Source organism: Bacillus sp. MC1252, from assembly GCF_056838025.1.
The window spans coordinates 3,035,348-3,056,113 of the sequence record NZ_CM166369.1; the positions used below are offsets into that span (position 1 = coordinate 3,035,348).

A 20,766-nucleotide genomic window follows, 5' to 3' on the forward strand; every position below is an offset into this window, starting at 1 on the left:
TTTGTCACGATTGCAAAGGGTGTTTGTCATGTATGAACAGTTTCTGATCCAGCTTTGATTTGTACATTATCAAAAAGCCAGACCGTCCTACAGTATAGATGATAAAGGCAAACCAGAGTCCATGATTGTGCCAAATTGGCGTGACCGCTGCTTGGACAACCACAAACAAGATCATCGCAAACAGCATCGAATTTCTGACAGGGGTAATTTCTGTCGCACCTGTAAATACACCGTAAATCACCAATCCAAAACAAGCAGCAAACGGATAAAGAACAAGCCAATCTGCATAGCGCAATGTGACGTCAAACAGCTGAGGAAGATTCGTAAACAAGCTCAAAATCGGCTCTTTTAATAGAAAATAACTCGCCGCAATGACACACGCCATGACAAGTGCCCACTGCCTCGAAAGGGTCAATGTTTTTTCATAGAGAGTCCGGTCATTTGCACCAACTGACCTGCCAACAAGAATGCTGGACGCATTGGCAAAACCATCGAACAAATAAGCCATGATGTAGTGTATTTGAAATAAGATCGCATTAGCCGCAAGCAGCTCTGTTCCAAAAGAAGCACCTTTTGCAGTGAACATGTTAATCACCACAAGCAGACAGATCGTCCGAATAAACAAATCTTTATTGACATGAAACATTTTCTGCACTGCCTGTGTGTCCATGATCTTCTTAACAGAAGGCATCCGGAACCCGTTTGACGTATGCTTCATAATGATCCATGCTCCTAGCACAAAAGCGGTTAATTCAGACATCAAGGTTGCAGCCGCCACACCTTTCACTGCAAAGGAAAACACATGAACAAGCAGAAATGCGAGAGCCATATTCATGACATTGATCAAAATCTGTAAAGAGAGGGCTTCTCTCATTTTTGCCATCCCCATCAGCCAGCCTAATATCACATAATTCATCAAGGTAAATGGGGCACCCCAAATGCGAATATGAAAGTAATCTACTGCAAATTGCCGGACATCAGCAGCGGGAGAGATCACTAGAAAAGCAGATTGAATAATTGGCCACTGGAGGGCAATAAAACAAAGACCGACCATGATGGCGACCAAAAAAGGCCTTAAAAAAGCAAGAACGCCCTGCTCCTCGCTCTGTGCTCCATTTGCCTGGGCGGCAAAGGCAGATGTACTCACCCGCAAAAAACCAAACAGCCAATATAATGTACTGAAAATGAGACTGCCGACTGCGACGCCTCCAATATAAGCGGGATTAGCGAGCTGGCCGACAACTGCTGTATCGACAGCTCCGAGTAATGGAGTGGTCATCGTTGAAATTGTTAAAGGAATGGCCAAAGCTAAATACGCTCGATGGTTCACGATACCACCTGCCTTTCATGAAAAATAGCCTCTCCTAAAAGAGGCGTTGATCGTTGACAAAGGGCTAAAATGATCTTTATTTTAACCCTTTGTCTTCTTTTCAGCGTGATAGAAAACCTTTGAAGTCTAGGAAGGACGAGCACCGGAGCGGAGCGAATTCGACATTCGTGAGCACCGGCGCGCAGGACTGACACCGAATGCGAGGGTTTGTCTACACGCTGAGCCTCTCCTAAAAGAGGCGTTGATTGAATGAATCAAATGGAACGAACCGGTCTGCCAATCGTTCGTGACAAAGGATGGTCTGCGAGCATCGCATCTCTCATTTTCAGAACAGCTTCCTTTTCTGATAAAAAGAAATCATCCTTTGATTGAAATTGGGCGACAAGCTCTCCTTGATCAAGAATCGCCAATTGATCACTTAAGTGATAGGCTGCTGTCATATCATGTGTAATAAATAAGTAAGCCAGCCCCAGCTCTTTCTTTAATTCTACTAATAAATCTAAAATGACAGCCTGTGTGACCATATCTAAGCTGCTGACGGATTCATCGAGCACAATCAGCTTTGGCTGGAGCAATAATGCTCTTGCGATGTTGATCCTTTGCAGCTGTCCGCCACTGAATTGATGCGGATACTTAGACAAATCCTTTTCACTGAGCCCCACTCTTTCCAGCCAGTGGATCAGTACTTTCTTGCGTTCTTTACGGGTCAGTGTTTCATAGTTTTCAAGCGGCTCAGATAAAATTTGTTCGACTGTCCACCTTGGATTCATGGCCGAATATGAATCTTGAAACACCGCTTGCACATGCCGGCGAAAGTGTTTACGTGTTCGCTGATCTGCGCGGTATACATCCTGACCTTCAAAAAGAACCTGACCGGCACTCGGCTTCTCTAGTCCAAGTATGATGTTGCCAAGTGTACTTTTCCCTGCGCCGCTTTGCCCTAGTAACCCAAGGCAAGTACCTTCTTCAATGGTCAAATGGACGCTTTTCAGGACAGGAGCTGCGTCTTTTTTTCTCATAAGAAACGATCGGCTGTTGTATGCATGACTGACTGCTTTCACTTCTAATAAATGCAAGGGCCTTCTCACCTCAAATCGGGCAAACAGCTGGAATGGATGGCCGAGCTGCTAATAGTTTCTTTGTATAATCATGCTTTGGATTTTCAAAAAGCTCAAGAACTTCTGCCTTTTCAACCATTTCTCCTTGTCTCATGACCACAACCTGATCTGCCATTTCTGCAATGACACCAAGATCATGGGTAATCAGTAAAATGGCCGTTCCATAGTCATGACGAATTTGGTTCAGATGCTGGAGCACCAGCTTCTGATTGTGTACATCTAACGCGGTTGTTGGTTCATCTGCGATGATGAGAGGCGGATGCATACAGGCAGCCATGGCAATCATGACACGCTGCAGCATGCCGCCGCTTAATTCAAAGGGATACTTGTTTAACAGTTGGTCTGGTTGAGGCAGATTCATTTGCTTTAAGGCATCGACCGCCTGCGCCCGTGCCTGCCTTTTACTGACAGCTGTATGCCGGCGAATGGTTTCAATCAGCTGATGACCGATCGTCCATACCGGCGTAAAACTGTTCATTGGATTTTGCATAATATACGAAATGTCTTTGCCCCGAATGGACCGCATATTCTTTTCACTTACACCGATCAATTCCCGTCCCTGTAATGTGATACTGCCAGTGACTTCAGTTGTTTTCCGGTCGAGCATGTTTAAAATCGACATACTTGTCACCGTTTTCCCGCAGCCGCTCTCACCAATTAATCCAACGATTTGACCGCGCCCTACTTCAAACGCTACGTCCTGAATAAGAGGGATTGTCCCTTGAGACGTTTTCGTCTGCACATGCAGGTTGTCTATTTGTAATATGGACTCTTCCAAATTGCTCATTCCTTTAAACACGACGTTTGATGCCATATTTCTCTGAAAGGGCTTCTCCCAGTAAATTAAACAGAACCACCACAGCCATGATTACAAGACCTGGGTAAAGCATCAGTTGAGGATTTGTTTGAATGTACGACTTCCCTTCATGGATCATCGCTCCCCATTCAGGCAGAGGAGGCTGAACCCCCAAGCCGAGAAAAGACATCGCAGAAATGTCCATAATCGCCCACCCCATTTCGAGTGTGCCAATCACTGCTAAAGGCGGTAGAACATTGGGAATCATATGCTTTCTCATGATGTTCCAGTGTGAAGTTCCACTGATCTTCGCAGCTGCAATAAAATTCTGTTCTTTTAAACTGAGCACCATCCCTCGAAAGACGCGGGCGTAATACACCCATTGCACAAGCATCAAGGCAAGCACTACTTGAGAAAGCCCCGGACCAAAGATGCCCACTAGCCCAAGGATCAGCACCAAGTTCGGGAAAGCCATGACCCCGTCGCAAATTCTCATTAAGACGTGATCGATCCAGCCGCCTTGATACCCAGAAAACAAACCAACGATTAATCCAATCAATAAAGAAGAGAGAAAGATTAATAATGCACAGCCTAACGAAATACGCGCACCATATAAAATACGAGATAAATTGCATCGTCCTAATTGATCTGTCCCAAGAGGATACTCCCACGAAGAGCCCTTTAGCTTCATGGCAAGATTGACAGCCGACGGATCATGTGGAGCGATCCATGGTGCACATACTGTCACAATCAGCAGGAGACCGAGCAGCAAAACGCAGATCGAGATCATCTTTTGATGATAGAAGAAATGTTGTACTTTTGTCATCATTGCTGGCGGCCTTCCTTTCTAGAAATACGGGGGTCAATGATCAGCTGAAGCAGGTCAACAATCAAACTGCTCAAAATAAAGATACATGCTGCCATCAACACATAGAATTGAATGACTGGCAGATCCCGGTTAAAGATCGCTTCAATAAAAAAGCGTCCAAACCCCGGCCATGAAAAAACCGCCTCGACAATAATGGTTCCTGTCAGCAGCTTGCCAAGATTCACACCAAGTCCTGTCAGCATCGGCGAAATCGCGATTCTGAATACATGCTTGAACATGATCGACTGTTCCTTTAATCCTCTGATTCTCGCATATTGAACGAATGGCTCTTGAAGCGCCTCACTCACACTTGACCGTAATAACCTCGTATACATCGCAATTAAAGGCACTGCCAGTGTGATTGATGGCAGGATGAGATGCTCCCACGTCCCAACACCTTCAACCGGTAAGAGATCGAGCTTCACGGAAAAAAAGAAGATGAGCAAATACCCCAAGACAAATGTCGGGATAGATGCTCCTAAGAAAGAAATGAGCCGGCTCACATGATCAACGACGCCATTTTTTCTCATGCCGCTGAAAAAGCCTAACGGAATGCTGACACAAATAGCGAGCAGCAGACTGGTGAACGCCAATTGAATGGTCGCCGGTATTCTATAGATGACCTCATCGAGCACAGGCTGATTCGACATATACGACCGGCCAAAATCAAGGCGAATGACTTTTTCAATGGTATGAAGATACTGCATATAAAACGGTTCATCTAAGCCAAATTCACTTCTTTTTTGCGCTAATATTTCATCATTGGGCTGGATATGAGCCGCTGCTAAATATGCCTCAGCCGGATCAACTGGCGAAAGGTGAATCATACCAGTTGTGAAAAGTGTGGCTAATAGAAATACAGGGATGATTGAAAGCATTCGTTTGATGATATAGCGGCCCATTTCCTTACCTTCCTTCTATTACTTGAGCTTGATGCCTGTGAAAGGATGTTCATCTCGATTCGCAGGGAACTCAAAGTTCTTCACATCTTTTTGATAAACGGCTGTCTTTTTAAAATAAGAGATTGGCACAATCGCCCCTTGATCCTGCAAAGAAGATAAGACCGACGAATATAGTGCTTTTCGTTTGTTTTCATTTGTTGTTGACGGAATTTCGTTCATTTCTTTGATCAGCTTTTCCTTATTTGGATACGCTGAGATGGCTTCTTTGAAGCCAAAACCATCTGATGAAACGACGTTCATAAATGTATGCGGATCATATGGCGCTCCGTAGTTGCTAAAGAAGTTCATATCAAATTTGTTGGCTTTGAAACGTTGAACCTGCGTGGCAAGCTCTACGCCTTCAAGTTTGACGCCAACGCCAATGGCTGCCCATTCTGCCTGCAGCGTCTCAGCCATCGCTTTTTGAATCGATTCTGCTGAGTCATACATCATACTAAATTCAAGCGTTTTTCCATCCTTTTCACGAACGGATTTCCCTTTTGGAAGTGTCCAGCCCGCTTCATCTAGCAATGCTTTTGCTTTGTCCACATCATATTGGAAAGACTTCACTTTAATATTGGACGTATAGGGCATGTTTGTCGGCAAAATGTGATCTGCTTCGTCCTCTAAGCCAGACGTTACACCTTCTACCATTGACTTCTTATTGATGGCATACTGAAGGGCATGACGCACTTTTTCATCTGACAGCTGATCCACTTTTGTATTCATCACAAGCTGTCTCGTTGCAACAGGCTCTGACATGTTTGTTTCATACTTGCCGCTTGCCTCTAGTTGTTTGTAGGCATCAAGGCTGATCGTTCCTTCTCCATAAAGTAAATCCACATCGCCTTTTTCAAATGCCATCACTCTCGTTTCAGCATCTGGAATGACCTTCACCTTGATTTCCTTGACCTTTGGTTTCTCTCCCCAATAATGATCGTTTCGTTCAAAAATCGCATAGTCATCTTTTTTATACGTTTTTAATACCCAAGGGCCTGTGCCCACTGGTTTTTCGATTCCTTTTGACGTATCTCCGTTTTTAGGGAAGCCTGCTTCGCCTAAGAAACGAACCGGACGGACGACTGCTAATTCTTGAACAGTTGGATAATAAGGCGCTGTTAATGTGAGTTTAAACGTCTTTTTGTCCACAGCTTCTGTCTTTTTGATTTTCTTAATGACACCTAACCAGCTATGTAAATCTTTGTTTTTTAAAATCGTATCAAAGTTCTTTTTGACAATGCCCGCGTTAAAATCAGAGCCATCTGAGAATGTCACGCCGTCTCTTAAATGGAATGTATACACCTTGCCATCCTTTGAAACATCCCATGACTTCGCTAATTCAGGTTTCAGCTGTCCATTTTTTTGATAGCTGACTAATGGCTCATAAATCATCGATTGTGCAAACAATTGTGATGGGTTGTAGATGTGCGGATTCATTTCGCCAATATCTCTCGGCCATGCCATTGTGATCATGTCAGGATGATCCTTCTTTCCACCTGCTCCATTGTTTGCTTGAGAGCAGCCTACTAGTAAGAAGATCAGTAGGAATGTAAATACTGTATTTATTTTAATTTTCGGAAAATTATTCCAAATAGACATAAATCGCTCCTCCTAATTGATGCTGATAATCATTTTCATTTTAAGGAGGAAGTACACTGTTGTCAATATCATATTTGAAATGAAATAACAATACATATTCCGTTATATTCCATAAATTGAGGAATTTGATAAAAAGAGGCAGGCCGCTTATGAACGAGCAGCCTGTGAAGAGGTGAATGTTTTTTCTCGCAGGACATCATGCAGTGTGTCAATGATACGATCCTGTTCTGCATCTGTCATGCTTGTTCCAGATGGAAGACAAAGACCTGTCTCAAATAATAACTCGGATTCAGGGGTGCCTTTGGCGGCTGTATAAAATGGACAATCACGAAAGAGTGGCTGCTGATGCAGCGGCTTCCATACACGCCGAGCTTCGATCTGTTCTTTTTCTAATACAGCAATGATGTCTACTGGAGAAATCGGTGCATCACGATCAATGGTCAATGTCGTTAGCCAGCGGTTGGACCTGGTTTCTTGATATTCTGGCATAAAATGAAGACCATCTACCTCAGATAACGCGTCCTGATAACGCTGGAAAATGCGGCGCTTTTGTTCAACTCGCTCGTCTAATACATCCATTTGGGCTATCCCCACACCTGCTAGCAGGTTGCTCATGCGATAGTTGTAGCCTATCTCTTGATGCTCATAGTGCATGGCACGCTCTCTTGCCTGTGAAGCGAGGAAACGGCAGCGTTCGATCGCAGCTTCATCATCACTCACAAGCATTCCGCCCCCAGATGTTGTAATGATTTTATTTCCATTAAAAGAATAGACGCCAAACCTGCCCATTGAGCCGCTTTTTCTTCCTTTATACAGAGCGCCTAACGATTCAGCCGCATCTTCAATGATCGGCACATCATACGCTTCACACAACGCCACGATGTCGTCCATTTTCGCGCTTTGGCCGTATAAATGAACGACAATGACCGCGCGGGGGGTTTTTCCAAGACGTTTTGCTTCGACAAAGGCTTTCTCTAAAGCAAGCGGGCACATATTCCATGTCTCGCTTTCAGAATCAATAAAAACGGGCGTCGCTTGTTCATATAAAATAGGGTTTGCACTTGCAACAAATGTGAGGGTGGAGCAAAAGACAATGTCCCCCTTTTGAACGCCAATAAGCTTTAAGGCGAGGTGAATCGCTGCTGTCCCTGAAGATAAAGCCGCTCCCCCCTTCACCCCTGCATAGTCCGCGACCACTTGCTCAAATTCATTCACAAGAGGTCCTAGCGGCGCAATCCAATTGCTCTTGAACGCTTCCTCTATTTTCATATACTCCTTTCCGCTCATATGAGGAGGAGATAAGTAGATTCGCTTTCTTTCTTTCATGATTTCCCACCTTCTCTCCGATCTTTGATCTCAATTGCAGGAACTCCTACAGCGACCTTCTGATCCTGTATATCTCTGGTCACGGCCGCTCCTGCGCCAATGACTGTCCAGCTTCCAATTGATGTACCGGGTGTCACAACGGCACCTGCCCCAATGTGGGCACCCTCGCGCGCGGAAACACAGCCTGTAAGGACTGCTCCTGGTGAGAGGTGCACAAACGATTCGAGTAAGCTATCGTGCTCTACGATAGACCCTGTGTTAATAATCGCATGTTCACCGACGACCGCATCTGCTTGAACAACAGCCCTTGCCATCACCACAGTTCCCCTTCCGATCACAGCTGATGGGCTAATGACCGCCTCTGGATGAATGAGTGTGGCAAACGCCATATTTTCAAACGTCAAACGTTCCTTTACCATCTGTCTGGTCTCATTTTGTCCAATGGCAATCAGCCATTTGGTATGAGGCATTTTTTCTCTCAGCTGCTGACTCATGGAGGTCGGTCCATACAGAATGCCGCTCTGAGTGACTGTCTCTTCAAATTGATCATCTAATACGGCACACAATGAGTAATCAGGATGCGCAAAAATCAAGTCCTGAATGACTTTGCTATGCCCGCCAGCCCCAATGACACCAATGGGTTGCTCTTTACATATCGGTTCCTTTGAATTTTTCAGCTGTGGCATGATGCGGCTGCTGCACCCCCTCTGTTTTGATGACTTTCAGCAAGGTCATCCATAAAATTTTCATATCAAGCCAAAGCGATTGATGCTCCACATACCAGAGGTCATAAGTGAATTTCTCCTCCCAGGAGAGCGTGTTTCTTCCGTTCACCTGTGCCCACCCAGTGATGCCAGGCTTCACAAGATGACGCCTTGCTTGCTGCTCTGTATACATTGGTAAATACTCCATCAAAAGGGGTCTTGGCCCAACGAGACTGAGCTCTCCTTTTAGCACATTGACTAGCTGCGGCAATTCGTCGAGACTGAGCTTGCGAATCAAGGCGCCGGTTTTTGTTAATCGAAGATGATCTGGTAGCAGCACGCCATGTTCGTCGCGTTCATCAGTCATTGTCCGAAATTTATATAGCATAAAAGGCCGGCCATATAGACCAGGCCGTTCCTGCCGAAACACCACAGGCGTCCCAATTTTCCACCGAATAAGCCCATAAATAAGAAGAAAAAGAAGGCTGCCTGCGATAAGCAGAGTCAGTGCCACGATCACATCTATCATTCTTTTCATCATTGCACCTCCTTTTCACACTAGCGGGAGACCGCTCGTTCAGCAGCAGCTTGTTTCACCTTACGCATCAGCTGCATCCGCTCTTGTTTTGTTCCTGCAAATTGATACAAGTAGCCCATGTAAACAATGAAACAAAGTCCACCAATACAAAACAGCTCCCACCATGAGGTCACGTCATATACAAACTGAATCCCTGCGCATACGCCCCAAATCAATAGAGCTCCCACTAGCGGAACCATTGTATGTTTGTAAAAGATTGTGCGTTTCTGTTTCGTGATCTTGGACGTATAAAATGGGAGAAACACAATATTTTTGATCAATAAAACAATGGCACCCGCTGATGCAATGCCATATAAACCAAGCTGGAGCATATGAGTCAAACCATAGGCTAAAAGTACATTGGCAGCGCCTAATATCAGCGTGACAACTGCTGGTACTTTAAAACGATTAAAGGCGGTCGGCACATATGTCAGTGGTAAAAACATCAACGTCAAACATAAATAAGCAGCATGAATCATGAGGAGCCATTTCAGCTCCTCAAAGGCTGGTCCAAGCCATAGAAGCATAAGCGGGCCGGCAAGACCTCCTAGGAGTGCGGCTGGGAACGCAACAAATAAACCACTCCACTTAATGGCGTTGGCGGCATATTGAATGAGTCCCTCTTTGTCCTGATTCGAATAGAACCTCGTAATCGTTGGCGCAAACACAACCGCAAGTGTCCCTGCAAGCGTGCGCAATAATAAAGGGAATTGTAAAATGGCGGCATACTGGCCAGTCGCTTCCGCACCAATCAGCAAGTTGGTCATCAATAAATCAATTTGTAAAAACAACAAAATCCCCATTTGCTCAAATGAATGCCATACCCCTGATCGAACAAGAGTGAGACTAGAAGAGAAAGAGACATGCCGCCACTTAAACGAAAACCAAGGAATGAGTTTCTTAAAATAATAGATACCGATTCCCATAGCCGCTAAGCTCCCAATGACGGCCGCAAGCGGTATATGCCAAATGGCTGGGGTCGTCAATGTAAACAACATCACAATGACAAGCGCCCTGCAAAACATCTGAATGGCCTGCCCAGCACTTGATACATATAACTTGTTCGCATAAAACGGCGCAGCCCCAATACCGGACATGACGAAATTGAGCATAAATAAAAGACCCCCTAAAACAAAGGCGATCTGTGTGTCTTTGACGAGATGAATAGGCACATGAAGCCACTCAACCAGCTGCTGAGACAATAAAAGGCAAAGCAAAAAGAGACTGATTGATAAAAAAATCGAACTGACGAAATAGGAAGCGAGAAAGCGCTGCGCCTTTTCCATCTCTCCCTTATGAGCCGCCACAGAAAAAAAACGCACAACAACAGCACTTAATGAAGCTGTAATGACTGATAGATAGTTGATCATATTTTGTGTAAGATGAATTAAGCCAAATGCTTCTACTCCAAGCGTATGAACAATGTAAGGCGTTAAACAAACAGACATGAGCATCATCAAGACAAACGTCATTAAGTTCGCACTGACATTGTAAAGAAACGCACGATTCATTGTGTTGTCACGCAGCGTCTAAGGGCCTTCATCCAGCTTCCTCTCCCTTTTGATCGCCTGTTTTTATAAGCTGAATCATCGCCTCTTTCACAGCTGTCTCATTTGGTTCTTTTAAAAGGGTTACAAACGGAAGTTGCGACACCCATTCATACCCTTCCATCACCTTATGATCAAACGACCTGAGGACAACACATGGTGTATGTGTAATCGCACAAAAGATCATGCCATGCAGCCGGTCTGTCACGACGACTTGCGCTTGTCTTAACTCGGTCCACAAGGCCGATAATTCCTCTAAGCGAGTTGTTCGATCGACTCGTTTGCCAATTGTCGTCGTGATGAAACCAACTTGATCATACGTCTCTTTGACATGCTGCTGTAGTTGCTGCCGCTCTTTTTGGGTGAGATACGCTTCCTTATCCTCTCGCAGACAAAGCAGAACCCCTTCACGCTTTTGATCCTTTGATGATTCGTCTAATGTCAGCACCATATCAGGCTGTTTCCACACATCTTTATCAGGAAAATGCTGCTTCATCCAATCATAGGTTGTTTGATCTCTCGCCATAAGGAGCAGTCTCGGGTGACGTTTGTACGTTTGAATGGCGCGCCGTTCTTCTCTTTTCCCTCTTTTTGTTTCTGTGAAATGAGCAGTAGCGGGCAGCTGAATGACGGGATAGGACTTGAAGATGTTCATGATAAATTGCCTTGTCCATTCTTCGTACCGGTATAAATCCCCCATATTACCCCCACCAATGATACAGACGATGTCCTCCGGGTGCCGCATGCTCTTTAACGGGCGGGCGAGTCGATACATCTCTTTCATGTCTACTTCTATGATTTCATAGGCTGGAAAGTGCTTCTTTAAAAAACAATAGCTCGCATAGGCAATGGCATGGTCCCCCAAATTATCATGCGCTGGCAGCAGCGTGAGAATGATTTTTTTCTGATGGCTCATCTCTGGCAGCTTGCGGCGGCTCAGCCTATACTCAAGCGGATATTTGACCTTTAAGAGCAGCCACTCTGCGGCGTGTGCCTTCAATTGCTGTAATGTCAATCTCATCCCCCCTATTTCCTTGTTTGATATTCAATCCATTTTTGATAGCTTGAAGCGGCGGCAGAAAGCGGATGAACCCACTGACACCTGGCAAGAAATAAAATCATTCGTTTTCGAACGGTGAGCTTCGATCGCTCCACTCGTTTGACTGCATGCTGAAAAGCCTCGTGTGTCACCATTTCCCGCATGTGATCAAGCTTTTCCTGGAAGGAGAGGGAATTCTGGCTTTTCCATTCATTGAGCATACAGTGAAGCGTATGATTGACCATAAAAAAATCTAGGGCCTTCTCATACGGAGGCAGCTCATCATGCTCTTTTAAGAACAAGCGCTGTGCATGATAAAAGGTCAGTCCATGCTGAAAATACTGCTTTTGGTATCGCTGCACAATCGATGACAGATGAACCCGGTAATAATAGAGAGGCTCATGAACAAAGGCAATGACACGTGATAAAGAAAAACAGCGCAGCGTCACATACTGATCTTCAATGTTCTCAAGCTCACCCCGCAGTGGAAAACGGATGTGGTGTTCTTCGATAAAAGCACGCCGATACAGCTTATTCCATGAGAATCCAGTGATGGCTCCATGTAATAACGCTTCTATTAAACTCGTTTTATCGGCTGATCGATGGGTTAAAAGAGTCGTTGGTATTGTTCGTTTTGATTGTTCGAATTGAATCCAATACTCACTTACAACAAGATCAGCCCCAGTCATTTCAGCTCTTTCATACAAGGCTTCACAGTAATGAGGAGCGAGAATATCGTCTGAATCAACAAAGGCGAAATACGTCCCTCTTGCTTCTTCTATGCCCCGGTTTCTCACAGCCCCTAACCCTTGATTGGTTTGATGAATCACCCGAAAACGCTTATCACGCTCAGCAAACGCTTCAAGCAATGCTCCGCTGTGATCTGTAGATCCATCATTGACGAGAATGACCTCTATATCTGAAAAGCTTTGATCTGCAATCGATTGAAGGCATTGCTCCACATATTGACTCGTATTGTAGACTGCGACCAATAGACTGATAGCTGGCATTACAGCATGCCCCACCTTTCTTCAAATCTATTTTGTAAAAATCGTTCTATACGGTAAAACAGAAGAATCGAACGGCATCAGCATGATGCTGTACAAAATATAGCAAACAGCAATCCCTACATACATAAAGACATTAGACCGCTGATCAAAAATGCGTGTGAAATATGGCAGTAAAATGAGCTGATATAAACCAAAATAAATATGAAATCTTGCATAAATGACATCCTTTGTTGCAAGAATGCCAAACAAGAAACCAAGCAAGCAAAAATTCACAACGTAATCACTCTCAGGTGTCAGTTCACGAAGTCGTTTTCGATAAAAGAAAGCAAGCAGGAGCGGCAGAATCAATACACCGATTTTTGTCATATTCATTCCATTCGTATTCGTTGTGAGCCATTCCTCATAATGACCATAAGAACTCCCTTGCAGCATCACCACAAACACAGAGATAAAACGGTCATAAAGAGCGGTTAAGCCTAAGAAAATCATGCATAAGACAAACATCATCCATGACCAAGCCTTTGTTCTCACGATAAAATAAACTGGAATCATGATGAGAGCCGATGAATGAAACAACGAACACACAAGAACGAGCGGAAAATACAATTTCCATTCACCATTGATAACGAGCCGGATGGCATAAAAAAGAACCGCAGCCACCATATACTGACGCATTCCATTAAATGAAGCGTAATAATGAAAGGTGCCGAGAAAAAGCAGCATACTGAGCTCAAAGGGCCGTCCATATCGCACCAGCGTCTTGATAATAAAAAAATAGGTGATGACCCCGACCGAGATATACATCATTTGCGGCTCATGTGATAGTTGATTAAGCATCCATAAGATGAACGTAAACCCCGGATCGGTTGCGGCTTTGTCCACACCGAATCCAAATATATGCCAAGGCTTTTCATAGTTGACGGAGAACTCATACATCTGTCCATAGGTCACAAAATCGGTTCCCACTTTGTACCGAATACCAGCTACGATACAAAGAAATAAAAACGGAAAAAACACCAGAAGCTTGTTAGGCCGCCATCCGCTTTGAATGGTATCATCACGCCTGCCGTAAAATGCAGCAAAGCTCGACCATAAATAGACCATGATCATGTTCACCAAATATACCGCCATCTGCCAATCCTTCCTTACAATCCATATACATTCATCACACGTGTGATGTTCTGCTTCACATCAAATCCTCTTTGGCCAAGCTGAGAAGTAATGGTCTCTTGAAGAGGAGGTTCTGCATGATACGCTTCAAGAATCGCTTTCATCCACTCATGTGCTGAATCGCGCAGTGATTTCCGTTTAACGAGTCCGCAGCCTAGATCAACTTCCTGTGTAATGTGATCTGAGATCACACAAGGCAGTCCAGATGCCTGTGCTTCTACTAATACAAGCGGAAGACCTTCAAACAAGGAAGGCATCACAAACACATCAAATGCTTTCATATACTGCGGAACGTCCGATACGACCCCGGTAAAGACAATGTCCTCCATTAATCCTGCTTTTTTCGCATACGATTCGACCACTTGTCTCAGCGGTCCATCTCCTACGAGGACAAGCTGAAATGAGACCCCCTGCTTCTTTAAAGTCTGTGCCAGCTCGATGAAAAAAACATGGTTTTTTTGCTCATGAAATCGCCCAATATGACCAATAACCAGTTTCTTTTCATGAAGATGAAGCTGCTTTTTCATCTCCACCTTTTCGTCTGGCCCAGGCTGAAAGAAAAGGTTCAAATCAATCCCATTTGGCAAAACCTCAACTCGTCCATTTTTCATTTTTTTCTGCCCGAATAAAAAAACACCGGCATCTTCGCCACATGCGACGAGCTGTGTAGAAAAGGCAAAGATCAGCTGACGAAACCCTTTGAGCATCAAGTGGTCAAGCCAGGTTGAAGACTGTCTCCAAGCCGTATTATGTGAATGACAAATGCGCACCTTAACGCCCGCAAGTTTAGCAGCAAGTGCGGAAAAACCTGTTTGAAAATCCGTATGTGCATGCACTGCCTGATAAGGTCCTGTTCGCTTGATCGTCTTTGTCAATGTTTTCACAAAAGCCAAAGGAGAGGACGCCCCAATACTTGGGACGTAAAAGATGCGCCCCCCGAGCCGACGAATTTCCTCATCATAATCACAGACGTCCTGTCGGTGGGTAATGAAATCAAATTGAAGGACATTTCTGTCGAGTGCACGATAGATGTTCATAATCATCGTTTCTGCTCCGCCGCGGTTCATCCCGCCCACAATATGGAGTACACGCTTTGGCTCACTCATCCCGAATCGTCCTCCTTTTCAGCATAGACGCCTCCAGCTTCCGCTGATGATAAAGCCTCATGGTCTTCGGTGACAAACAGGCCCGGATCACCGGCTTGAGAGCAAATAAATAATCTAGCGGCGACAACTTTAATAGCCAGCATGCTTTTAAAACGAGCATGGCATTATCCATGGAATATCGGAACTTTCGGCGCTGAAAGGCCGCTTCATCCTCTCTCACAAGGTATAACGGCTCTTGCAAGTTAAAGCCTTTCCTTCCAGCAGCAAAAAAGCGAATCCAAAGATCGATATCTTCCATACGCCTTGTTGTTTTCACAGAACGATATCCATTTAAAGCCTTGTATGCAGAAGCTCTCATCATAATGGTCCCGTGACAAAAAGGAGTTCCTCTTGCCAGCACCTTTCGATTAGGTTCTGAGGCAAGTGCACGAACGCCCTTCGTTCCAGACTCATCAAAAATCGTCATCGCCGTACCGACCACATCATATTCAGGATGTGTTTCGAGGAAATAAACCTGTGTTTCTAAACGTGTTGACACCGATAGATCATCACCATCCTGTCTGGCGATCAATTCTCCACTCGCTTCAGCTAGACAGCGATTCAGACTGGCGGCAAGTCTTAGGTTGTGTTTATTTCGGATGAGGCGAATTCTTTCAGGATCATGCTTTGTATAAGGCAGTACTTTCTCATAGGTCCCATCTGTTGATGCGTCATCACATATGATGAGCTCCCAGTTTTTATAGGTTTGATGAAGAATCGATTCAATGCTTTCTTCTACTGTCTCTTGGCAATTGTAGACGCCCATGATGATAGACACCTTCGGCTTACGCATGCTGCATCACCTTCTCTGCATGACCCATATAGGTTGTATAAATCTCTTCCATGGCACTCACCGTCTGCTCCTGTGCAAATGCATGAGCCATGGAACGCCCCGCTTTTCCCATGAGGTGCAGCTGGTCCTTTTGGTGATAAAGCTGCTGCAAATAATCAGCTAAACCATTCACATCTTGCGGTTCGACTAAAAAGCCGTTCACTCCATGTTTGATAAGCTCACAGTGCCCTCTATTTTCAGTGGCAATGATCGGCTTCTCAGCAGACATCGCTTCAAGAAGGTTCATGCCGAGCCCTTCTCTCAGACTCGTTGACACACATACATCACTCACATGCATCCATTCCTCGATTTGTTTGCAAAAACCAGCAAATTGGACATGCTGCTCAAGATTCATCTGGCGTACCAGCTTTTCATAGAACGGCCTGCTTGCCCCTTCCCCGGCAAACACGACCTTCACATTCGGTATTTTCCTATACAGCTGTGCACATGCTTTAATAAGCATCCTTTGATTTTTATTGACGTTTAATTCGCCAGCACACAGCACGATGAAATCTTGCGGGGTAAATCCATATACTGTACGAAGGCGTTGCTTTTCTTTGTCATCGACAGGTGCAAACCGCTTCATATCCACACCCATGCCGGGAACATAATGGACAGATGCCTTCTCTTTTGACAGACGATCCGCTCTTTCATAATCTTCTCCATTAATGGTGATGAGCGCGTCTGTATATTGCACGAGCCATCTCTCAATTGGATAATAGAGCAGCCAGTTTTGAAGCGGCGCCCCCTTCCAAAAGTGAAACCCATGTGCGGTGTAAAGAACCTTCGCCCCTTTTTTGCGCGTGCTTTTGGCTGCAAGCCTGCCAATGACACTTCCCATCGGTGTATGACAATGGATCAAGTCGTAATGCTCTTTCTCTAGCAGCTTCTTCAGCTCCACATACGCGAGCCGGTTGCGCAAATGAAAAGGGGAGCGCTGAATCGGAATGGAATGAGCTTGATCCACATGCGGCAGCTCCAGCTGACCATTTGCCGCTGTGTGCACTTCCCATCCTTGTTCCTGAAACCACCGAAAATACGGAAGGTGGAATGCCTTAAAATGATAATCAACCGTTGCGCAAAACAAGACTTTTTTCTTCATTGGCAAGCGTCTCCTCCTCTCTTTTCATCTGTTCAGACAACAAATCATGCGACTCAATGGCAGCAAATAACGCTTGTCTCATTTGCTCGTCACTCATCATGTCAAATTCATGGATAAAGCGGTTCAGCACATATGGATCACCATCCAGTGCGTGACCGATATGAATTTTCGGGAAAATTTGCTCCTGTGCTTTTTCATGCTGGTTGAGTAACTCCTCGTACATTTTCTCTCCGGGACGAATGCCCGTGAAGGTAATCGGAATCTGGTCTGTAGTGTAGCCTGAGAGGTGAATGAGGTTTTCTGCGAGGTCGACAATTTTCACTGGCTCCCCCATATCTAATACAAAGATCTGTCTTCCTTCTGCCAGTGCGCCTGCTTGAATGACCAGCCTTGATGCTTCTGGGATGGTCATAAAATATCTTGTCATGGCTGGATGCGTGACCGTCACCGGTCCACCTTTTTCGATTTGTTTTTTAAAGATTGGTATGACGCTCCCCCTGCTTCCGAGTACATTCCCAAATCGAACGGCCACAAACTTCGTCTCACTGCTTGCCCCCATTTGCATGATCAGCATTTCAGCAAACCGCTTTGTGGCTCCCATTACATTGGCAGGGTTGACCGCTTTATCAGATGAAATGAGGACGAAGGTTTCGATTCCGTGCTCATGTGCGGCTTCTGCAACATTTTTTGTCCCGATAATATTGTTTTTCACCGCTTCTTTCGGACTGATCTCCATGAGCGGGACGTGCTTATGTGCGGCAGCATGATAAATCATATCCGGCTGAAAATGACCAACGATTTCACTCATTTTCTGTTTATCTTGAATATCCGCAATTTGTGGATAGAGGCTGATGCTGCCCTCATATAATTCTTTCAGCTCTAGTAAAATAGAATGAATGCTGAATTCTCCATGTCCCACTAGCACAATCGCTTGAGGGGCAAACACACAAATTTGACGACAGATTTCTGATCCAATCGACCCGCCTGCCCCTGTCACCATGATCGTTTTTCCCTTTAAGTGAACAGATAGACGACTTGTATCTAATTGAATCGGCTCTCTTCCTAGTAAATCCTCTGGCTGTACATCCCGTAATTGATTCAGTGCATGGGTTCCTTTTAAAATCTGCTCCATTTCCGGCATAATCTGTGTTTTGACGCCAGTCGCTACACATTCCTTATACAGCCCTTTTAAGGTGTGGCTGCTTTTGGACGGAATGGCGATGATGATCTTTTGAATATCCATCATCACGACTGCTGTTTGAATATGTTCTTTTCCCCCTAGGACGGGCAGACCCATGATTTCAAGCTTATGCTTCGTCTTGTCATCATCGATGAAGGCGACTGGCTCAATATGGACATCACTCGACTGCTGAAGCTGACGAACAATAATGGCCCCAGCTGATCCGGCACCAATGATTAATGCCCGTTCCTTTTCTATGTGCAGCCGCTTTGCGCCATCATGAAATAGTCTAGATGCCATACGAGATGCCCCGATGAACAAGATATGGAAAAGCCAAACGATGAATAAAAATCGAAATGGCCATGTCTGTACGAAAAGGTACAGCATCGTCATTGAAAATAAAAAAGAACACACAAAGGTTTTCATTAAAGAAAATAGCTCTCTAACCCCTGTATATGCCCATACTTGCTTGTACACGTGAAAAATGTAGGAAAATACATGGTGCCCAATGAGCAGACTGAGCGAAGAAATGACGAGCATTTCAAATGTATATACGGTTAACGCCGCTTCTTGGACAAATTGAAAGCCAAAAAAGACGGCAACTAAGATGAGATATGAATCTAGTGCCACGATAATTGATAATCTTTGGGCGTAAGTCAACGCTCCTCCCCCTTTTTCAATCACTATTCTTACGTCAAATGGGCATCAAACCCGTCCTCACACCCCACTATTGATGACGAGCATCTAAGGCATCTGATATGCCCACAGCAGGATCGAGTGCCTCCGTTGTTAAAGATTAGGAGACATCACCTATCAATCTTTTTAATACATATACAGCCTGCCCTTTTTCTCTTTCTTTCCATTTAGCATAGCGCCAAGCAGTTTGCCTGTTGTTCCTTCTAATACTTCTTTTGACTTCTTTACGGCAGCGATCTTTGTTTTGCCGCTTAATACAACGAGAATGCTTCCATCCGTACGGTTCGCCAGGATCTTCGCATCGGCAACAGGCAGAAGCGGTGCGGAATCAACGATCACCATGTCATATTGCTGTTCAATCTCATAAAATAGCTGCTTCATCACAGAAGAGGAGAGCAGCTCAGCTGGATTCGGCGGAATGGTTCCGCTCGGAAGCAGCTCTAAATGCTCAATCGGTGTAGGTAAAACGGCTTCCTCCAAACTGCAGTTATTTAATAGCACGTTGGTTAAACCCGTGTGATGACTCAGGTCAAAATATTCATGAACGGCCGGCTTTCGCAAATCAGCATCCATGAGCAGGACCCGCTTTTTCTGCTGTGCAAAAACAGCTGCTAAGTTTGCAGCCGCAAATGATTTCCCTTCCTTCGGCAAGGAGGATGTCACCAATATCGACTTCAGCCTTGTTTGGATCGATGTGAATTCGATGTTCGTTCGGATCGTACGAAATTGTTCCGCAATGACAGAGTGAGGATTTAATACAGAAATACAGGATAAATCTCTCTTTTCTCTTTTCTTCCTCTTAAAGATCAATGTTCTGTCCTCCCGTTATGACGGACTGCTTGTCTTTTTTTGCCCTCCTGTCTGCTTGCATCTGATAGACACTGCCGAGCGACGGCAATCCGATCTCTTCTCTTATTTGATGTGTTCGTTTTACAGTATCATCGAGTAGATTCATTAAGAAAATGAGTGTAATTCCTCCTAATAAAGAGGCGCCTAGTGCCAGAACGATATGAACGAATTTCCTTGAATTCATGAGAATCGTGTTGGACAGCTTGGCTTCAGACAAAACATTAATGCGATCCATATTCATGGTTTTTTTGATTTCTTCTTGCAGCACCTCTGTTGCGGTATTAGCAATCGCTACTGCCTTCGCGCGATCCTCATCTTGTACAGAAATATTTATGACCTCAGACTCATTTTCTGTACTTGTGGCAATTTTGTGTTTTAATCCTTCAGCTGATTCTGTGAGATTGAGCGTTTCTTTTACTTTTTCAATGACGATCGGACTTTTTAATAGGACTTGAAAGGTACGTGTATATTGAAGGTTCATCTGAATATCGTTTAAATTCGCTTGTGCGTCATTGCTGCGTTTATGAACAAGAATTTGAGTGGTTGCCTGATATACAGGAGTCGAGACATAGAACTGATAGTAGGCTGAAATGCCCGTTACGATCAGGACAATCAGGATCAGAAGGGCCATTTTCTCTTTAATGACAGAAAACAGCTGCTTAAAACCTATATTCTCATTCATAGATACCTCCCGATTTCATCATAAAAAGGTTATATATGGTTTCTTTTTGTTAATGATTGGATTATAAAAGATAATACCCGCAAAGAAAAATGTCATAATAGGTCTTATAGTTCTTTTTAAAGAACGAAATCGTTCGTTTTCTTTTGTTTACTTCCTGTTTCTTACGTTTTTGAATTTTATAAAGAACAATTTATTTCTTATAATGAACGAAAAGGTCGCAGAACTATTCGCAAGGGAGAAGGGAGATCATTTATC

General features: G+C 44.5%; 19 protein-coding genes. All 19 read right to left on the reverse strand.

Going from position 1 to position 20,766, the window contains the following annotated elements:
- Positions 1-4 precede the first annotated feature (4 nt).
- Positions 5-1,330, reverse strand: coding sequence for an MATE family efflux transporter (locus ACYH0L_RS15765; protein WP_099727939.1), 1,326 nt, complete (start codon positions 1,328-1,330; stop codon positions 5-7).
- A 254-nt stretch (positions 1,331-1,584) separates the two neighbouring features.
- A complete protein-coding gene (locus tag ACYH0L_RS15770) occupies positions 1,585-2,406 on the reverse strand; it encodes an ABC transporter ATP-binding protein (protein WP_099727941.1) in 822 nt (273 codons plus the stop codon).
- A 13-nt stretch (positions 2,407-2,419) separates the two neighbouring features.
- The gene (nikD, locus tag ACYH0L_RS15775; RefSeq protein WP_180275535.1) at positions 2,420-3,235 is read right to left on the reverse strand and encodes a nickel import ATP-binding protein NikD; all 816 of its coding nucleotides are present in this window, start codon (positions 3,233-3,235) and stop codon (positions 2,420-2,422) included.
- A gap of 4 nt (positions 3,236-3,239) precedes the next feature.
- Positions 3,240-4,073, reverse strand: a complete 834-nt coding sequence (gene nikC, locus ACYH0L_RS15780) for a nickel ABC transporter permease subunit NikC (RefSeq protein WP_099727942.1) — start codon at positions 4,071-4,073, stop codon at positions 3,240-3,242.
- Positions 4,070-5,014, reverse strand: coding sequence for a nickel ABC transporter permease subunit NikB (gene nikB, locus ACYH0L_RS15785; protein WP_099727943.1), 945 nt, complete (start codon positions 5,012-5,014; stop codon positions 4,070-4,072). Before nikB ends, nikC begins: the two co-directional genes overlap by 4 nt.
- Positions 5,015-5,032: 18 nt before the next feature.
- Positions 5,033-6,652: a nickel ABC transporter substrate-binding protein gene (gene nikA / locus ACYH0L_RS15790; RefSeq protein WP_099727944.1), complete on the reverse strand. Its 1,620-nt coding sequence runs from the start codon at positions 6,650-6,652 to the stop codon at positions 5,033-5,035.
- A gap of 147 nt (positions 6,653-6,799) precedes the next feature.
- Positions 6,800-7,978 carry a DegT/DnrJ/EryC1/StrS family aminotransferase gene (locus ACYH0L_RS15795; protein ID WP_099727945.1) on the reverse strand — a complete coding sequence of 393 codons (1,179 nt, stop codon included), beginning with the start codon at positions 7,976-7,978 and terminating at the stop codon, positions 6,800-6,802.
- Complete coding sequence (locus ACYH0L_RS15800; RefSeq protein WP_099727946.1) at positions 7,975-8,664, reverse strand: acetyltransferase; 690 nt, start codon at positions 8,662-8,664, stop codon at positions 7,975-7,977. Before ACYH0L_RS15800 ends, ACYH0L_RS15795 begins: the two co-directional genes overlap by 4 nt.
- Positions 8,627-9,220: a sugar transferase gene (locus ACYH0L_RS15805; protein WP_099727947.1), complete on the reverse strand. Its 594-nt coding sequence runs from the start codon at positions 9,218-9,220 to the stop codon at positions 8,627-8,629. The genes ACYH0L_RS15800 and ACYH0L_RS15805 overlap by 38 nt, the downstream gene beginning before the upstream one ends.
- Positions 9,221-9,240: 20 nt before the next feature.
- Positions 9,241-10,770, reverse strand: coding sequence for an MATE family efflux transporter (locus ACYH0L_RS15810; RefSeq protein ID WP_099727948.1), 1,530 nt, complete (start codon positions 10,768-10,770; stop codon positions 9,241-9,243).
- 28 nt (positions 10,771-10,798) lie between these two features.
- Positions 10,799-11,827, reverse strand: coding sequence for a polysaccharide pyruvyl transferase family protein (locus tag ACYH0L_RS15815; protein WP_099727949.1), 1,029 nt, complete (start codon positions 11,825-11,827; stop codon positions 10,799-10,801).
- Positions 11,828-11,832: 5 nt separating this feature from the next.
- Positions 11,833-12,855, reverse strand: a complete 1,023-nt coding sequence (locus tag ACYH0L_RS15820) for a glycosyltransferase family 2 protein (RefSeq protein ID WP_099727950.1) — start codon at positions 12,853-12,855, stop codon at positions 11,833-11,835.
- Between the two features lie 27 nt (positions 12,856-12,882).
- Positions 12,883-13,986, reverse strand: a complete 1,104-nt coding sequence (locus ACYH0L_RS15825) for an EpsG family protein (protein WP_099727951.1) — start codon at positions 13,984-13,986, stop codon at positions 12,883-12,885.
- A gap of 14 nt (positions 13,987-14,000) precedes the next feature.
- Positions 14,001-15,131, reverse strand: coding sequence for a glycosyltransferase family 1 protein (locus tag ACYH0L_RS15830; protein WP_099727952.1), 1,131 nt, complete (start codon positions 15,129-15,131; stop codon positions 14,001-14,003).
- Positions 15,124-15,963 carry a glycosyltransferase EpsE gene (gene epsE / locus ACYH0L_RS15835; protein WP_099727953.1) on the reverse strand — a complete coding sequence of 280 codons (840 nt, stop codon included), beginning with the start codon at positions 15,961-15,963 and terminating at the stop codon, positions 15,124-15,126. Before epsE ends, ACYH0L_RS15830 begins: the two co-directional genes overlap by 8 nt.
- Positions 15,956-17,104: a glycosyltransferase family 4 protein gene (locus ACYH0L_RS15840; protein WP_099727954.1), complete on the reverse strand. Its 1,149-nt coding sequence runs from the start codon at positions 17,102-17,104 to the stop codon at positions 15,956-15,958. Before ACYH0L_RS15840 ends, epsE begins: the two co-directional genes overlap by 8 nt.
- On the reverse strand, positions 17,070-18,944 hold the full coding sequence (locus ACYH0L_RS15845; RefSeq protein ID WP_099727955.1) for a polysaccharide biosynthesis protein: 1,875 nt from the start codon (positions 18,942-18,944) through the stop codon (positions 17,070-17,072). Before ACYH0L_RS15845 ends, ACYH0L_RS15840 begins: the two co-directional genes overlap by 35 nt.
- 162 nt (positions 18,945-19,106) lie before the next feature.
- Positions 19,107-19,790, reverse strand: coding sequence for a CpsD/CapB family tyrosine-protein kinase (locus ACYH0L_RS15850; RefSeq protein ID WP_099727956.1), 684 nt, complete (start codon positions 19,788-19,790; stop codon positions 19,107-19,109).
- Positions 19,780-20,511, reverse strand: a complete 732-nt coding sequence (locus ACYH0L_RS15855; RefSeq protein ID WP_044138999.1) for a YveK family protein — start codon at positions 20,509-20,511, stop codon at positions 19,780-19,782. The genes ACYH0L_RS15850 and ACYH0L_RS15855 overlap by 11 nt, the downstream gene beginning before the upstream one ends.
- Between the last annotated feature and the right edge of the window lie 255 nt (positions 20,512-20,766).

Excerpts from the sequence above, each read along its gene's own strand:
- nikD (WP_180275535.1), bottom strand. The coding sequence starts at position 3,235 with ATGAGCAATTTGGAAGAGTCCATATTACAAATAGACAACCTGCATGTG.
- epsE (WP_099727953.1), bottom strand. The coding sequence starts at position 15,963 with ATGCGTAAGCCGAAGGTGTCTATCATCATGGGCGTCTACAATTGCCAA.
- ACYH0L_RS15855 (WP_044138999.1), bottom strand. The coding sequence starts at position 20,511 with ATGAATGAGAATATAGGTTTTAAGCAGCTGTTTTCTGTCATTAAAGAG.
- nikC (WP_099727942.1), bottom strand. The coding sequence starts at position 4,073 with ATGATGACAAAAGTACAACATTTCTTCTATCATCAAAAGATGATCTCG.
- ACYH0L_RS15805 (WP_099727947.1), bottom strand. The coding sequence starts at position 9,220 with ATGAAAAGAATGATAGATGTGATCGTGGCACTGACTCTGCTTATCGCA.
- ACYH0L_RS15795 (WP_099727945.1), bottom strand. The coding sequence starts at position 7,978 with ATGAAAGAAAGAAAGCGAATCTACTTATCTCCTCCTCATATGAGCGGA.
- ACYH0L_RS15800 (WP_099727946.1), bottom strand. The coding sequence starts at position 8,664 with ATGCCACAGCTGAAAAATTCAAAGGAACCGATATGTAAAGAGCAACCC.
- ACYH0L_RS15830 (WP_099727952.1), bottom strand. The coding sequence starts at position 15,131 with ATGAGTGAGCCAAAGCGTGTACTCCATATTGTGGGCGGGATGAACCGC.
- ACYH0L_RS15825 (WP_099727951.1), bottom strand. The coding sequence starts at position 13,986 with ATGGCGGTATATTTGGTGAACATGATCATGGTCTATTTATGGTCGAGC.
- ACYH0L_RS15820 (WP_099727950.1), bottom strand. The coding sequence starts at position 12,855 with ATGCCAGCTATCAGTCTATTGGTCGCAGTCTACAATACGAGTCAATAT.
- nikB (WP_099727943.1), bottom strand. The coding sequence starts at position 5,014 with ATGGGCCGCTATATCATCAAACGAATGCTTTCAATCATCCCTGTATTT.
- ACYH0L_RS15840 (WP_099727954.1), bottom strand. The coding sequence starts at position 17,104 with ATGAAGAAAAAAGTCTTGTTTTGCGCAACGGTTGATTATCATTTTAAG.
- nikA (WP_099727944.1), bottom strand. The coding sequence starts at position 6,652 with ATGTCTATTTGGAATAATTTTCCGAAAATTAAAATAAATACAGTATTT.
- ACYH0L_RS15810 (WP_099727948.1), bottom strand. The coding sequence starts at position 10,770 with ATGAATCGTGCGTTTCTTTACAATGTCAGTGCGAACTTAATGACGTTT.
- ACYH0L_RS15815 (WP_099727949.1), bottom strand. The coding sequence starts at position 11,827 with ATGAGATTGACATTACAGCAATTGAAGGCACACGCCGCAGAGTGGCTG.